Source organism: Raoultella sp. T31 (genome assembly GCF_002806725.1).
Taxonomy (GTDB): Bacteria; Pseudomonadota; Gammaproteobacteria; order Enterobacterales; family Enterobacteriaceae; genus Klebsiella; species Klebsiella electrica.
In genome coordinates, this window is the sequence record NZ_PIBO01000005.1 from 1 (window position 1) to 15,145 (window position 15,145).

At 59.1% G+C, this 15,145-nt stretch carries 12 protein-coding genes; 4 read left to right on the forward strand and 8 right to left on the reverse strand.

From position 1 onward, the window contains the following. Window positions 1-76: 76 nt before the first annotated feature. From fbpC to CWM52_RS04810, 6 genes are all read right to left on the reverse strand, one after another. Window positions 77-1,123, reverse strand: a complete 1,047-nt coding sequence (gene fbpC / locus CWM52_RS04785; RefSeq protein ID WP_100683043.1) for a ferric ABC transporter ATP-binding protein — start codon at window positions 1,121-1,123, stop codon at window positions 77-79. An 11-nt stretch (window positions 1,124-1,134) separates the two neighbouring features. Next, window positions 1,135-3,213, reverse strand: coding sequence for an ABC transporter permease (locus CWM52_RS04790; RefSeq protein WP_100683204.1), 2,079 nt, complete (start codon window positions 3,211-3,213; stop codon window positions 1,135-1,137). Between the two features lie 139 nt (window positions 3,214-3,352). After that, window positions 3,353-4,384, reverse strand: a complete 1,032-nt coding sequence (locus tag CWM52_RS04795; protein ID WP_100683044.1) for an ABC transporter substrate-binding protein — start codon at window positions 4,382-4,384, stop codon at window positions 3,353-3,355. Beyond that, window positions 4,384-5,709 carry an MFS transporter family glucose-6-phosphate receptor UhpC gene (gene uhpC / locus CWM52_RS04800; protein WP_227521261.1) on the reverse strand — a complete coding sequence of 442 codons (1,326 nt, stop codon included), beginning with the start codon at window positions 5,707-5,709 and terminating at the stop codon, window positions 4,384-4,386. Before uhpC ends, CWM52_RS04795 begins: the two co-directional genes overlap by 1 nt. Before the next feature lie 60 nt (window positions 5,710-5,769). Next, window positions 5,770-7,311, reverse strand: a complete 1,542-nt coding sequence (locus CWM52_RS04805) for an MASE1 domain-containing protein (RefSeq protein ID WP_100683046.1) — start codon at window positions 7,309-7,311, stop codon at window positions 5,770-5,772. Further along, window positions 7,311-7,940 (reverse strand): response regulator transcription factor, encoded by a 630-nt coding sequence (locus tag CWM52_RS04810; protein ID WP_100683047.1) that lies wholly within the window; start codon window positions 7,938-7,940, stop codon window positions 7,311-7,313. The genes CWM52_RS04805 and CWM52_RS04810 overlap by 1 nt, the downstream gene beginning before the upstream one ends. Window positions 7,941-8,256: 316 nt before the next feature. Between CWM52_RS04810 and tauA the strand changes: the two genes are divergently transcribed. From tauA to tauD, 4 genes are read left to right on the forward strand one after another with little or no spacing between them, the layout of a single operon-like run. Then, the gene (gene tauA, locus CWM52_RS04815; RefSeq protein WP_100683048.1) at window positions 8,257-9,219 is read left to right on the forward strand and encodes a taurine ABC transporter substrate-binding protein; all 963 of its coding nucleotides are present in this window, start codon (window positions 8,257-8,259) and stop codon (window positions 9,217-9,219) included. A 10-nt stretch (window positions 9,220-9,229) separates the two neighbouring features. Further along, a complete protein-coding gene (tauB, locus tag CWM52_RS04820; RefSeq protein WP_100683049.1) occupies window positions 9,230-9,997 on the forward strand; it encodes a taurine ABC transporter ATP-binding subunit in 768 nt (255 codons plus the stop codon). Beyond that, the gene (gene tauC / locus CWM52_RS04825) at window positions 9,994-10,821 is read left to right on the forward strand and encodes a taurine ABC transporter permease TauC (protein ID WP_100683050.1); all 828 of its coding nucleotides are present in this window, start codon (window positions 9,994-9,996) and stop codon (window positions 10,819-10,821) included. The genes tauB and tauC overlap by 4 nt, the downstream gene beginning before the upstream one ends. Further along, on the forward strand, window positions 10,818-11,669 hold the full coding sequence (tauD, locus tag CWM52_RS04830) for a taurine dioxygenase (protein ID WP_100683051.1): 852 nt from the start codon (window positions 10,818-10,820) through the stop codon (window positions 11,667-11,669). Before tauC ends, tauD begins: the two co-directional genes overlap by 4 nt. A gap of 100 nt (window positions 11,670-11,769) precedes the next feature. On the opposite strand, the gene CWM52_RS04835 is transcribed toward tauD, so the two are convergent. Continuing rightward, window positions 11,770-13,488, reverse strand: coding sequence for a lysophospholipid acyltransferase family protein (locus tag CWM52_RS04835; RefSeq protein WP_100683052.1), 1,719 nt, complete (start codon window positions 13,486-13,488; stop codon window positions 11,770-11,772). A 542-nt stretch (window positions 13,489-14,030) separates the two neighbouring features. Continuing rightward, window positions 14,031-15,005, reverse strand: a complete 975-nt coding sequence (gene hemB / locus CWM52_RS04840; RefSeq protein WP_100683053.1) for a porphobilinogen synthase — start codon at window positions 15,003-15,005, stop codon at window positions 14,031-14,033. Between the last annotated feature and the right edge of the window lie 140 nt (window positions 15,006-15,145).

Sequence of the window (15,145 nt, forward strand, 5' to 3'; positions counted from 1 at the left end):
GATAACACAGCTCACCCGTCCTGCAACGTACACGAACCGTAGGCCGGGTAAGGCGCAAGCCGCCACCCGGCGTCAGTTACGCCGCATCGGCCAGCACAAACATCCCGTACGGGTGGATTTCGAGATAATACTGTTCGCCGACGTCCGGTTGCAGCCGCGTCGCATTTACCTGCAATAGGATCTCCTGCCCGTGCCACTCCACCGTCACCTCATACTGCGGCCCCATATAGGCCACGTGGCGGATGGTGCAGCGCTGGCTCTCCTCGCCGCGATCGCTCAGAGTAATCGCCTCCGGACGTACGCCGACGCTGCCTTCGCCCTGGGCGGCAAAATGCGGCGGTCTCGGCAGCCGATAGCCATAGATATCGACAAAATCCTCGCTGAAGGCGGCCGGGAACAGGTTGGCATCGCCCATAAAACTTGCCATAAAGCGCGATGCGGGCTGACGATAAAGATCCTGCGGCGAGCCGATCTGCATGATATGCCCCTTGTTCATCACCAGCACGGTGTCGGACACCGCAAAGGCTTCGCTCTGATCGTGGGTCACGTACAGCGAGGTGATATCAAACTGCTTTTGCAGTTCGCGGATCTTATCGCGCATACTGCGCCGCAGGTTGGCGTCGAGGTTACTCAATGGCTCGTCAAACAACAGTACCTTCGGTTTGAGGATCAGCGCGCGCGCCAGCGCCACACGCTGCTGCTGACCGCCGGAGATCTGATCGACATAGCGGTCCTCGAATCCTTCCAGATCGACCATCGCCAGCGCCTCTTTCACCCGCGCTTTCACTTCGCTGCGCGACACGCCCAGCATCTTCAGACCGTAGCCGACGTTATCCCCCAGCGACATATGCGGGAACAGGGCGTAAGACTGAAACACCATGCAGATATCGCGCTGCTGAATCGAGCGATGGGTAACGTCTTCGCCGTCGATAAAAATCTGCCCTTCGCTCGGTTTTTCCAGCCCGGCCACCAGGCGCAGAATCGTGGTCTTGCCGCAGCCGGACGGACCAAGCAGCGTCACCATTTGCCCCTGCGGGATGGTGAGATTGATTGTGTCGATGACTGTGTTGCTGCCGAATCGCTTGGTGACGTTGCGCAGCTCAACAAAATTTTTCTGACTCATAGTGCGCTCCATTACGCCTGGTTTTTGGCTTTAGACCGGGAGATACGCGCTTCCCCAATCAGCCAGTCAAAGATGAAAATAATCGCCAGCATCACCACGATCAGAATCGACCCGTAGGCGATCGCCACGCCGTATTCGCCGTCTTCCACGCGGTTCAGGATGTAGGCCGTTGCCACGCGGGTATCTGGCGTGACGAGGAACACAATGGCGCTGACGGTCGTGATGGCGCGCACAAAGCTGTAGATCAGCGCCGAGAGAATAGCCGGACGCAGCAGCGGCAGCAGAATGTGCGTAATGGTGCGTAGGCTCCCGGCACGCAGGCTGAGCGAGGCTTCATCCAGCGATTTGTCTATCTGCCCTAAGCCCGCGATCCCGGCGCGAATACCGACCGGCACGTTACGCATCACCATCGAGATAATTACAATCGCCGCGGTTCCCGTCAGGTACACCGGGGCGCTGTTAAAGGCCAGGATGTAGGAAACGCCTGCCACGGTGCCCGGCACCGCGAAGCACAGCATGGTGGTGAACTCGATGGTCTTTTTGCCTTTAAACTGCTGGCGCACCACGATCCAGGCGATCAGCAGGCCGAAGGCGGCGGTGATCGGCGCGGCGATCCCGGCGTAGAGCAGGGTATCGAGCAGCGAAGGCCATGCGCCGTCGCTCATCCCCTGACCGAACAGCTTGATAAAGTTATCCAGCGTCAGGGTGTAGTCCACGCCCCAGTTCACGGTGAAACTGCCGTAGAAAATGCTGCCGTAGAGCAGGGCGTTGAAGGCCACCCACACCGCCAGAATAGCGATCACGCCCCAGACCAGCGTCACCGGCAGCGGCTGTACGTCGCCGCGATAGGATTTACCGGAGACCGTGACGTAGGAGCGCTTGCCGATCCACATATACTGAATGCAGAACACCAGCAGCGAGAACAGCAGCAGGAACGCGCCCAGCGTGCTCGCCGCCTGGTAATCGAGCTGCGAACCGGTGATGTAGAAGTAGATCTGCGTCGCCAGCACATCGAAGTTGCCGCCGAGCACCAGCGGGTTGCTGAAGTCGGCCAGCGACTGGACGATGACGATCAAAAACGCATTCGCCAGCGCCGGTTTCAGCAGTGGGACAAACACGCCGTTAAACGTCTGCCAGCGACTGGCGCGCAGGGTGTATGACGCCTCTTCCAGCGACGGATGAATGGTTTTAATGGCCCCGTCGAGGATCATAAACGCCATTGGGGTAAACGCCAGCACCTGCGCCAGCCAGATGCCGGTAAACCCGTACAGCCAGTTGGTATTGGTCAAACCGAACCACTCGACCATCAATTCGGTGACGTAGCCGGAACGGCCCATCATCAGGGTGACGCCGAGGCCGACGACGAACGGCGGCGTGACGATCGGCAGAATCGAGAAGATACGGCCGATAACGGCGCTGCGTTGAGCGATGCGGGTGGTGTAAATCGCCAGCACCAGGCCGAAGAAAGTGCAGCCGATGCCTACCGCAATCGACAGGGCAATCGAGTTGAGGATCACCTGGATAATATGCGCCTGCGACAGCACGGTCATAAATGCCAGCGGGGCGAACTCGCCGGCGTCGTTGGTGAACATCGGGATGAAAATGGCGATGCTCGGCCAGACGATAAAGACGCCGATTAACGCCACGATGGTGACCAGCGAACCGATCACAAAGCGGTCGCCGCCCAGCCATTCGAGGCGGGTCAGCGCCAGGGTCATGATGGCCCCCAGCGCGACAAACAGCACGATGGTGGCATAGCCTAACCCGCGCCCTTCAACGGTGGCGCTGATGACGATAAACGCCATACATAACAACGCCCAGCCCGCGTCGAGGTAGTGGCGGCTGCGCTGCTCCCGCGCGGCTTCCTGCCATGGACGAAGCAGCAGCAGGCTCGGTAAGAGATACCACAGCCAGCTGACATTCAACTGTGACCAGCCGTAAGCTGCGACGATTTCATCGCTCGTGGATTCCTGCAGGCCGTAATCCAGGCTCCAGCTCGGCAGCAGGGCGAACGCCAGCCAGCCGAACAAAACCCAAAGGAATATCGCATCCCGTTTTTTCACGGGATGGAGTGCAAGTGTGTGTGACATACGTTTTCCGCTGTTCAATCCCGAACAGACCGGATAAGCGTGAGCGCCATCCGGCATTCAGGGTGACGATGATTGCCGGGTGGCGGCGTTGCCTTACCCGGCCTACGTAACCTTAACGTCAGGAAGTCATGGTGTGGGCTTATTTACCCATCTTCACTTCGCTGACCCATTTATTGATCAACGCTTTACGGACGTCGGTTGAGCCGTATTTATCCATGTCGTAGTTGATAAGCTTCAGGTCGTCGAGCTTCAGCGAGTTCGGCGAGGTTTCGGCGCTGGTGTTGGTCAGGATCTGATAGGACTTGCCCTTTTTCCACGCCAGCTCCTGGGCCTCTTTCGACAGCACCCAGTCGACGAACAGTCTGGCGTTGTCGAGGTTACGCGCGCCCTTGAGGATGCTGACGCCGCCAATTTCATAGCCGGTGCCTTCGCACGGCGAGATCAGCTCCAGCGGCGCGCCCTGTTCTTTTTCCAGCGAGTAGTCATGCAGGAAGCCGATGCCGATGGCGGTTTCACCGCGGGCGGCGTTGCGCGCCGGGGCGATCCCGGATTTGGTGTACTGCGAGACGTTGGCGTTGAGCTGTTTCAGGTAATCAAAGGCCTGGTCTTCTCCCCACAGCTGGGCGAAGGTCGCCAGCGCGGTATAGGCGGTGCCGGAGCTTTGCGGGTCGGCTATCTGGATTTCGCCTTTGTATTCCGCTTTCGTCAGATCCTTCCAGCATTTTGGCACCGGCAGGTTTTTCTCTTTCAGACGCTGGGTGTTCACGCCGAAGCCGAGGATGCCGACGTACACCGCCGAGGAGTAGTTGCCTTTCAGCTTCGCCGGATCGCGGAACTGCGCCATCACCTGCGCAAGATTGGGCGACTTATAGGGTTGCAGCAGACCCATTTCACCGGCCTGGGACTGCGGATCGAGGGTACCGCCGTACCAGACATCGGCCTGCGGGTTTTTCTTCTCGGCATCGACCTTCGCCAGCGTGCTGCCGGAGCCGTTGCGGATAAACGAGGTTTTCACGTCATATTTTTCGCCGAAGGCTTTGGTTTCGGCTTCACACATTTCGTTGGTGGCGCTGCAATAGACCACCAGACGACCTTTGGCCTGCGCCGCGCCGCTTAATGTCGCCAGCGCCATGCCGGAAGCTATCAGGGTAGTGAGCAGAGTTTTTTTCATTATTTTATCCTTTGAGCAGCAGAGGTAGTAATGCTCGCCATCAGCAGCGGCATCAGCAATAAACCCATCAGTACCGCGGCGACCGAGAGCAAACTGAACATCCCCGACCAGCCGTAGCGTTCAATGACCAGCGACAGAGGCCAGCCCGCCAGCGCTGCCCCCAGATAGGCGAACAGACCGAGAAATCCGCTGATTGAACCCGCCGCCGCTTTGTGTCCGCACTCCACCGCCGCGAGGCCAATCAGCATTTGCGGGCCAAAAACGAAGAAGCCCACCGTAAAGAAACAGACTGCCAGCAGCGCGTAGTGATGCACCGGCGCCAGCCAGAGGGCGGCGACGGAGACCATCAGCCCCAGGGTGAACAGCAAAATCATCGGCGCCCGCTGGCCGCTGAACAGCAGATCCGACCCCCAACCGGCGAACAGCGCGCCAAGCAGGCCGCCCGCTTCAAACAGCATCACCGTGGCATTGGCGCTGAGTAAATTGACGCCGTGGCTCTCGGTTAGCCAGATGTTGCCCCAGTCGTTGAGCGCAATACGGATCAGGTAGACCAGCACGTAAGAGACGCCCAGCAGCCAGATCATGGAGTTCTTCAGCATCGTGGTACGCAGCATCTGCCACAGTCCCATCGGCGGGCTTTGCTGCTCCTGACGCAGTTCTAAGGGGTCGTTACGCCAGGTGCCCACTGACGGCAATCCCTCTTCCTCTGGCGTGCCTTTCAGTTGCAGCGTTAACCAGATTCCCAGAGCCATGCTGATTATCCCTGGCATCAGCATCGCCGCCTGCCAGCCCCACCAGTGGGCGGCAAAGGCGCTAATCAGCGGGATAATCGCCCCGCCAATGTTGATAGACATATTCCAGCAGCCCCACCAGAAGCCGCGTTCGTTGCGCGAATACCAGTGGGTCAGCAGGCGGGCGCAGGGCGGCCATCCCCAGCCCTGAAAGAAGCCGTTCAGCGTCCAGACCGCCAGCAGCAGTGGTAACGACTCGCCAAAGGCGAACACCACGTTCAGCAGGCCGGTGGCGAACAGGCCAGCGCCCATAAACCCGCGCTGCCCGTGGCTGTCATGCCACAGCCCGGCGGTAAATTTCGACAGACCGTAGGCCAGGTAAAACAGCGACCCCAGCAGGCCGATATCGCCTTTATCCAGCCCGAGATCCGTTTGCAGCGCCGGTAGCACGTAGTTGACGCTTTTACGCGTCAGATAAAACGCGGCATAGCCGATCACCATGTACATCAGCAATTGTGGACGCAGCGTCCGGTAATGTTGGGTGATGTCACTTGCTGAGCGTGCGTGCATGGCCGTCTCCGTTTTGCTGACTATAAGAAAGTGAATTCGAAAGGGGATGAGAGAAAGTCCGCAGTGGCTAAGACTTTTTCCTGGTCAGAAGGTGATTTGTTGCAAATTTGTGGGCAGGTTAACACTTACCCGCGTCCCGCGCTGCGATTCCAGCGTCAGCTCGCCCCCGAGGGCGCTGACCCGCTCGCGCATCCCCTGAATGCCAAAACCGGCCATGTTGTCGGCACTGATCCCCACACCGTTGTCGGTCACGTCCAGATGCAGCACATCTCCCTGCTGACGCAGGACAATCCGCACCTCGCTGGCTCCGGCGTGTTTACAGACGTTGTTGAGCAACTCCTGTAACAACCGGTAGAGAGTGAAGCGCACCGTTTCATTTTCGGGCGTGGCGGTAAGCTGATAGTCAAACTGGCAACGAATACCGCGCTCGGCAAAGGCAAACTCGTTGAGCAGATGGTGCAACGCTTCTTTAAACGACAGTTCGTCCAGGGCCGGGGGGCGCAGCTGGCGCAACAGCTGGCGGGTAGAGTGGTGGATCCGGCGGGCGAGATCGTTGATCTGGCTGGCGGCGGCCTGGGCTTGCGCCGGATCGCGCGCCCGTTTCACCAGCTGCGACTGGATCTGAATGGCGGTGATGTTCTGGCCGATTTCGTCGTGCAGTTCGCGCGCCAGACTCTTGCGCGTATCTTCTTCGGTATGCACCAGTTTCTCGGCCAGCGCCCGTCGCGCCGCCAGCTCCGTTTCCAGCCGCTGGCGGTAGTGGTGCAGGTTTTGCGCCAGGTGCTGCTGGCGGCTGATGGCGATCCCCAGACCAATTCCCAGTAATGCCTGGGTCGCCAGGAAAATTTCCAGCTCCACCAGATTGCTGAAGCCGACGCCAACCTGGCGGGCGATGGTGATCATCATGCTGCCCAGCAGGCCGGAGAGGACGCCGCCCTGCCAGCCGAACTTCCACGCCATCACCACGTTTGGCAAAAACACCACAATTAACAGCAGGCGCTCGATTTCCGGCGACAGCACCATTTGGGTGCCGATGCCGATGATAAAGAACAGGCTGCACCAGATAATTAACGAGGTACGCAGCGGCGGGTTGTTAGTATCCAGCCCCAGCAGATGATAGCGGTGCTGCTGGCGCAGAAATTCAAAAACCAGATAGACGAACGGGGTCAGCAGTACGCCGCCGGTAAACGAGGCCAGCCCGAGCATCATCGCCGGGCTTTTGACCCACGGCGAGAGCAGGACCGTGTTGATTAACGAACTTGCGGTTACCGTCGCCAGCAGCAGCGTCAGCCGCTGCCAGTAGAGGGGAAAACGATGCCAGAACTGTTGGGCGAGAGCGGCTGGGAGCAGGCTAATCAACGGCGCGGTCAGCAGAATATAGCCGTTCAGCAGCTGTTCGCCGCGCAGCCAGAGCAGCATCAACAGAGGGGGGATCACCAGTGCGGGCCAGTAGCGGCGCGAAAGCAGGATCAGCAGCGCCAGATAAACGCCGTGCGGCAAAAACAGCGCCGCCTGCTGGCCGTTATGGGTCAGATAAAAACCGAGTGTCCACAGCATCAGCCAGCCGCTACCCCAGGCCAGGACGATGAACAGCGAAATGACCCCATGGCGAAGGCTGCGCGACATCAATGCCCTGCCAGCAGCTGATGGTCGAGAGCGAAGTGCACCAGTTCAATCGTGCTTTGGCATTGCAGCTTGCCCAGCACGTTGGCGCGATGAACATGTACCGTTTTGTGGCTGAGGTCGAGCTGGAAGGCAATCTCTTTTACGCTGTCGCCTTTGACCAGTAAATCAAACACTTCGCGCTCACGCGGGGTGAGCACTTCCAGCACCTGCGCCGGCTGTTGCCCGCCGCGCAACGCCCTGAGTGCATCGGCGCACAGGTAATGGCCGCCCATGCCGACGGAACGTACCGCCTGCACTAACTCTTCCGGTCCGCAGCGCTTGGTCAGATAGCCGCTGGCGCCCGCATCAAGCGCGCTCTGTACGAACGTCGGGGTGTCGTAAATGCTGAGAATAATGGCGCGAAACTGCGGCTTTTGCGCGCGCAGACGCTTGAGCAAACTGAGGCCGTTTTCATCCGGCATGGCGATATCCATCACCGCCACGTTGATGTCATCGCGCAATAACGCAGGCCAGGCTTGCGCCGCGCTGCTGAACTGGCCAACAACGTCAAGATCCTCTTCGAGGCTGAGTAGCTGCGCAAAACCGGAACGCACCACCACATGGTCATCGACCAGCACCACACGAATCATGTTTCTGCTCTCTTACTGAATCATGGCCCTATGATGCCTGCCGCCGCTGTGCTGGCAATCTTCGAGGTGCGGATATGTAACGAATGTAACGAAATCTTAATACACGTCATCCTTCAGGCTGCCTCTCTGCGAGGGCAGCCTGCGGCTGTACAAATTCGTTCCCTTGCCGCCTCGACGCATCTTGAATGATTTTGTGTATAAGCATTGCCGTTTTTTTTCTAAAAACGCTTTGTTCTTAGCCAGAATTTTTAATTACTTCATCAAACGTATCGCACCGGAAATACTGCACCCATAACAACTATGGGAAGCAGACTCTATGGCACTATCATCGCGTATCACACTTATCGCCACACTGGCGCTGGCGGCATTTCAGGCGCAGGCGGTCAACGTCACCGTCGCGTATCAGACTTCCGCTGAGCCGGCGAAAGTCGCCCAGGCGGATAACACCTTTGCCAAAGCGAGCGGCGCCACCGTCGACTGGCGCAAATTCGACAGCGGTTCAAGCATCGTGCGGGCGCTGGCTTCCGGCGATGTGCAAATCGGCAACCTCGGCTCCAGCCCGCTGGCGGTCGCCGCCACGCAGCAGGTGCCGATTGAAGTGTTCCTGCTGGCGTCAAAGCTTGGCAACTCTGAAGCGCTGGTGGTGAAGAAGAGCATCAGCAAACCGCAAGACCTGATCGGCAAACGCATCGCTGTCCCTTTTATCTCCACCACCCATTACAGTCTGCTGTCGGCGCTCAAACACTGGGGCATTAAGCCGGGCCAGGTGCAGATTATCAACCTACAGCCGCCGGCGATTATTGCCGCCTGGCAGCGCGGCGACATCGACGGCGCCTACGTCTGGGCGCCGGCAGTGAACGAACTGGAAAAAGAGGGCAAAGTGCTGACCGACTCATCCCAGGTGGGGGAATGGGGCGCGCCGACGCTGGATGTCTGGGTGGTACGCAAAGATTTTGCCGAGAAACACCCTGAGATTGTGAAAGCCTTTGCCAAAAGCGCTATTGATGCCCAGCAACCGTATATTGCCAACCCGGATGCGTGGCTGAAGCAGGCGGATAATATCAGCAAGCTGTCGCGCCTGAGCGGCGTGCCGGATGCCGATGTTCCGGGGCTGGTAAAAGGCAATACCTATCTGACCGCCGCCCAGCAGGTGCAGGAACTGAACGGGCCGGTGAATCAAGCCATTATCGACACCGCGAAGTTTCTTAAAGAACAGGGCAAAGTGCCCGCCGCCGGGAACGATTACAGCCAGTACGTTACCGACCGTTTTGTGAAGTAAGGGGGCCACGATGCTGCAAATCTCGCATCTTTCCGCCGACTACGGCGGCAAACCGGCGCTGGCGGATATCAACCTGACGCTGGACAGCGGCGAACTGCTGGTGGTCCTCGGCCCCTCTGGCTGCGGGAAAACCACGCTGCTGAATCTGATTGCCGGATTCGTGCCTTATCAGCACGGCAGCATCACCCTCGAAGGCCAGCGGGTACAAGGGCCGGGCGCCGAGCGCGGCGTGGTGTTTCAGCATGAAGGGCTGCTGCCGTGGCGCAACGTACAGGATAACGTCGCGCTGGGACTCCAGCTGGCGGGCGAGGATAAAGCCGTCCGCCGGGAAACCGCGGCGCGGATGCTGAAAAAAGTCGGCCTCGAAGGCGCGGAAAAGCGCTTTATCTGGCAGCTCTCCGGCGGCCAGCGCCAGCGGGTCGGCATCGCCCGCGCGCTGGCGGCAAACCCGCAGTTGCTGTTGCTGGATGAGCCGTTTGGCGCGCTGGACGCCTTCACCCGCGAACAGATGCAAACCCTGCTGCTTGGCCTGTGGCACGAGACCGGCAAGCAGGTGCTGCTGATTACGCATGATATTGAAGAGGCGGTATTTATGGCCACCGAACTGGTGCTGCTATCGCCGGGACCGGGCCGGGTGCTGGAGCGGCTGCCGCTCGATTTTGGCCGCCGCTTTGTCGCCGGCGAATCCTGCCGCAGCATCAAATCGGACCCGCAATTTATCGCACAGCGTGAATATGTCCTGAGCCGGGTATTTGAACAACGGGAGGCCTTCTCATGAGCGTGGTGATTCATGACAAACCACAGCCGCGGACGCTGAAGTGGCGCTGGCCGCTCTCCCGCCAGCTGACGCTGAGTTTCGCCACGCTGGCGGTGCTGCTGGCGATCTGGTGGGGGGTTACCGCCCTACAGCTGATTAGCCCGCTGTTTCTGCCGCCGCCGCAGCAGGTATTACAGAAACTGATCGCCATTGCCGGTCCGCAGGGCTTTATGGATGCCACCCTCTGGCAACATCTGGCGGCGAGTCTGGCGCGGATCGCGATCGCTCTGGTCGCGGCGACGATCCTGGGCGTACCGGTCGGGATCGCCATGGGCCTGAGTCCGACGATCCGCGGGATTCTCGATCCGTTGATCGAACTGTATCGACCGGTGCCGCCGCTGGCGTGGCTGCCGCTGGTGATCATTTGGTTCGGCATTGGCGAAACGCCCAAAATCTTACTGATTTATCTCGCGATTTTTGCGCCGGTGGTGATGTCGACGCTGGCGGGAGTGAAAAGCGCCCAGCAGGTGCGTATTCGCGCCGCGCAATCTTTAGGCGCCAGCCGGGCGCAGGTGCTGTGGCTGGTGATTTTGCCCGGTGCATTACCGGAAATTCTCACCGGCCTGCGCATCGGGCTGGGGGTGGGCTGGTCAACGCTGGTGGCTGCCGAACTGATTGCCGCCACCCGCGGATTAGGTTTTATGGTGCAGTCCGCCGGTGAGTTCCTCGCCACCGATGTGGTGCTGGCCGGCATCGCGGTGATTGCGATCATCGCCTTTTTACTGGAACTGGGGCTGCGCGCGTTGCAGCGTCGCCTGACGCCCTGGCATGGAGAAGTCCAATGAGCGAACGTTTAAGCATTACCCCGCTGGGGCCATATATTGGCGCGCAGATATCCGGCGTCGATATCACCCGCCCGCTGAGCGACAACCAGTTTGAGCAGCTGTATCACGCGGTGCTGCGCCATCAGGTGGTGTTCCTGCGCGAGCAGAATATCACCCCCCGGCAGCAGCGGGATCTCGCCCTGCGTTTTGGCGACCTGCATATTCATCCGGTTTATCCCCATGCGCCGGGCGTGGATGAGATTATCGTTCTCGATACCCACGACGATAATCCGCCGGATAACGATAACTGGCACACCGATGTCACCTTTATCGAGACGCCGCCCGCCGGGGCGATCCTGGCGGCAAAAGAGCTGCCTGCAACCGGCGGCGATACCCTGTGGACCAGCGGTGTTGCGGCGTATGAGGCGCTCTCTGAACCCTTTCGCCAGCTGCTAGGCGGCCTGCGGGCGGAACATGATTTCCGTAAATCGTTCCAGGAGTATAAATACCGCAAAAGCGAAGAGGAACATCAGCGCTGGCAGGAGGCGGTCGTGAAAAACCCGCCGCTGCTGCATCCGGTGGTGCGGACTCATCCGGTGACCGGCAAGCAGGCGCTGTTTGTTAACGAAGGGTTCACCACCCGCATTGTCGACGTGACGGAAAAAGAGAGCGCGACGCTGCTCAGTTTCCTGTTTGCCCACGTCACGAAGCCGGAGTTTCAGGTGCGCTGGCGCTGGCAGCCGAACGACGTGGCGATTTGGGATAACCGCGTGACGCAGCATTATGCGAATGCGGATTACCTGCCGCAGCGCAGGATTATGCACCGGGCGACGATTCTGGGGGATAAGCCGTATTACCGGGCGGGGTAATTTTTATCGCCCTGTACCCGGCTAAGGCGCAATGCGCCGCAAGCCGGGAAATGAGCAAGTTACCGGGCAAACGCAACGCGCCGCCTCCGGGAAGAGGCTTTTATGCCGATTTTGGCGCGTCTAAATGGGTGCCAATATAGCGCTGATAGCGATTGGCCTTCAGATAGGTCAAATCCACCAGCACCAGACCATCGACGCAATTGTTGAAATCCGGGTCGCTGCCGAAATCGATAAACTGCACGCCGCCCGGTTCGCACACTTCAGAATACTGCTTATACAGCGGCGGAATCGCACAACCGAGGTTGCCGAGCAGGGATTTCAGTCTGGCTAAGTCATCGTTGTAATCCTCGCCACCAAACTGCGCCAGCACATCGGGGAGTGAGGCCGGATAAGGGCGACGAGACTTTGCTAACGAATGGGTCGCCGGGAACCACAGGCGATAGAAAGCCACCAGCAGATCGCGCGCTGCGGGCGGCAGGCCACCGGAAATGGATACCGGACCGAACAGATAGCGGTAGTGCGGATACCGCGCCAGCCAGGCGCCGATGCCCGACCACAGATAGTCCAGACCGCGACGTCCCCAGTAGCGCGGCTGAATAAAGCTGCGCCCGAGCTCGATGCCGTGCTTGAGAATATCATCCATGCGCTCGTCGTAGTGGAACAGACTATAGCTGTAGATACCTTCCAGACCGCGTTTTTCCAGCTGCATGGCGGTGGGCATAAAGCGATAGGCGCCGACGATTTCCAGGTCCTCTTCGTCCCACAGAATCAGGTGCAGGTAATCGTCATCATATCCGTCGACGTCGCGGCGTTTGCCGCTGCCTTCACCGACTGCGCGAAAGGCAAATTCGCGCAGGCGACCCAGCTCACGCAGCAGCGGCGCATCTTCCTGACCGCTGCGCTGCCACAGGTAGATGATTTTGCCATCTGCCGTGCGCCCGAGACACTCCGCCTGGTTGAGTTCGCGTTTAAGCAGGGCGCGATCCTCGGGGCGCGCAATTGCGCTTTCGGTTTTGAATACCCCCGCAAGCCCCTTGCCGAATTGCTCCAGGTGGCGATAGCAACGCTCGGTCAGCTCGCGAGAAGAGCTCTGAGGGTCGAACCAGCTTGACCAGGCAATCTGTTGACCAATATTGACCGGCAGGCTGCTGTTGCGACGGCGGAACATTTGCTGCATCAGCAGGAGCAGGGGGAGGTTTTCTGAAACCAGAGTACTGGCGTAAAACAGCGCGCTGTTGTGCGCGCGGATCCACGCCGGCAGGAGCGGGGCGCGGTATTTGGCCGCCAGTTTAATAAAGCCAGAGTGCCATTTTTTATCGCGGATACCGCGGCGCGTCAGGCGTGAGACTTCCCCTGCCGGGAAAAAGATCAGCACGCCGCCGTTTTGCAACTGGAGATCCATCTGTTGCAGCGCGGCTTTGGCGGTACGGCCGTTGATATTATCGACGGGAATAAACAGCGAGCTCAATGGTTCAAGATGAGTCAACAGGCGGTTAGTCACGACCTTGACATCGCGGCGTACGCGGGAAACGGCATAGAGTAGCGCAAGGCCATCAAGCGTGCCGGTGGGATGGTTAGCGACGATCACCAGCGGACCGTATTCAGGGATTTGTTCCAGATCGTGCGCCGGAATCGCGCAGCGGATATTGAGATGTTCAAGCACCTGTTCGACCGTATCAAGCCCTTTCAGGTGGCGATGGCGAGCGGCAAATTGTTGAAACTCTTCCTCATGAAGTAATTTTTTGAGTAGTTTTTTTTGCCAGGGTGCAGGCCTCGCCTGAGGCCACAGGTCGTCGAGTACATTGTCGAGACTAAACATAGCGCTTCCTCCTCCGTCCTGCCCTGACAGTAGAAGGTGCAGATGTCGCTCAGATTACAGTTGAGTGAAGATTTGGGATTGGCGCGAGTTCATGTCCCCGGGTTGCGGCTGGCGCCTGACCCGGGCTACAGGGGCAACCGGAGCAGGCCGTAGCCCCGGTAAGCGCAGCGCGACCGGGGGGAAGTCAGGAGCCGTATTTAAATGCCGGAGCAGTCCCGGGTTGCGGCTGACGCCTGACCCGGGCTACAGGGCAACCGGAGCAGGCCGTAGCCCCGGTAAGCGCAGCGCGACCGGGGGGAAGTCAGGAGCCGTATTTAAATGCCGGAGCAGTCCCGGGTTGCGGCTGACGCCTGACCCGGGCTACAGGACTACCGGAGCAGGCCGTAGCCCCGGTAAGCGCAGCGCCACCGGGGGAAGTCAGGAGCCGTATTTAAATGCCGGATCAGTCCCGGGTTGCGGCTGACGCCTGACCCGGGCTACAGGGCTACCGGAGCAGGTCGTAGCCCCGGTAAGCGTAGCGCCACCGGGGGAATGGCAGGGAATTAACGCAGGATTTTCTTTTCGGCCAGATCGAGGGCGAAGTAGCTGAAGATCAGATCGGCACCAGCGCGTTTGATAGCGCCGAGGCTTTCCAGCACCACTTTCTCTTCATCAATAGCCCCCGCCTGGGCGGCAAATTTAATCATCGCGTATTCGCCGCTCACCTGATAAGCCCCCAGCGGCAGGTTGGTACGCTCGCGCAGGTCGCGCAGGATATCAAGGTATGGGCCGGCGGGTTTGACCATCAGGCAATCTGCGCCCTGAGCTTCATCCAGCAGCGACTCACGAATCGCTTCGCGGCGATTCATCGGGCTCATCTGATAGGTTTTACGATCGCCTTTCAGCGCGGTACCGGCGGCTTCGCGGAACGGGCCGTAAAACGAAGAAGCAAATTTGGTGGAGTAGGACATGATGGCCGTCTGCGTAAAACCGGCGGCATCGAGCGCCTGGCGAATCGCCTGCACCTGGCCATCCATTGCGGCGGAAGGCGCAATAAAGTCGGCGCCAGCAGCGGCGGCAACTACCGCCTGCTTGCCAAGATTTTCCAGGGTTGCATCGTTGTCCACGCCGTGTTCGCAGAGCACGCCGCAGTGACCGTGCGAGGTGTATTCGCAAAAACAGGTATCGGACATGACGATCATCTCCGGTACGGTATCCTTACAGATGCGTGACATGCGTGCGACAAGGCCGTTCTCGTTCCAGGTATCGCTGCCGATGGCATCGGTGTGATGGGAAATACCAAAGGTCATGACCGAACGAATACCGGCGTTGGCGATACGTTCGATTTCACGGGCCAGGTATCTCTCGGGAATTCGCATCACGCCTGGCATCGCGTCAATGGCTTTGTAATCGTCGATTTCTTCTTCAACAAAGATCGGCAACACGAGGTCATTCAAACTCAGTGTTGTCTCTTCAAACATGGCGCGCAGCGCGGCGGATTGACGCAAACGGCGGGGGCGAGTGATTAAATCTGTCATGTGTTTGCCTGATTTTGTGAAATGAAAGCGCGCAGTATACCTGAATTTGCGTACGGGTGTTTTACGAAAGTGGCTCAAAAGCTGCCTGTGCAGAAGGAAGGGATAATGAGAGTGTGAAGCTACTGTGTGTGATAGCGTTA

Bases quoted from the DNA above. Each gene is read 5' to 3' on its own strand.
- fbpC (WP_100683043.1), bottom strand. From the start codon at position 1,123: ATGAGTCAGAAAAATTTTGTTGAGCTGCGCAACGTCACCAAGCGATTC.
- CWM52_RS04790 (WP_100683204.1), bottom strand. From the start codon at position 3,213: ATGTCACACACACTTGCACTCCATCCCGTGAAAAAACGGGATGCGATA.
- CWM52_RS04795 (WP_100683044.1), bottom strand. From the start codon at position 4,384: ATGAAAAAAACTCTGCTCACTACCCTGATAGCTTCCGGCATGGCGCTG.
- CWM52_RS04805 (WP_100683046.1), bottom strand. From the start codon at position 7,311: ATGTCGCGCAGCCTTCGCCATGGGGTCATTTCGCTGTTCATCGTCCTG.
- CWM52_RS04810 (WP_100683047.1), bottom strand. From the start codon at position 7,940: ATGATTCGTGTGGTGCTGGTCGATGACCATGTGGTGGTGCGTTCCGGT.
- tauA (WP_100683048.1), top strand. From the start codon at position 8,257: ATGGCACTATCATCGCGTATCACACTTATCGCCACACTGGCGCTGGCG.
- tauB (WP_100683049.1), top strand. From the start codon at position 9,230: ATGCTGCAAATCTCGCATCTTTCCGCCGACTACGGCGGCAAACCGGCG.
- tauC (WP_100683050.1), top strand. From the start codon at position 9,994: ATGAGCGTGGTGATTCATGACAAACCACAGCCGCGGACGCTGAAGTGG.
- tauD (WP_100683051.1), top strand. From the start codon at position 10,818: ATGAGCGAACGTTTAAGCATTACCCCGCTGGGGCCATATATTGGCGCG.
- CWM52_RS04835 (WP_100683052.1), bottom strand. From the start codon at position 13,488: ATGTTTAGTCTCGACAATGTACTCGACGACCTGTGGCCTCAGGCGAGG.
- hemB (WP_100683053.1), bottom strand. From the start codon at position 15,005: ATGACAGATTTAATCACTCGCCCCCGCCGTTTGCGTCAATCCGCCGCG.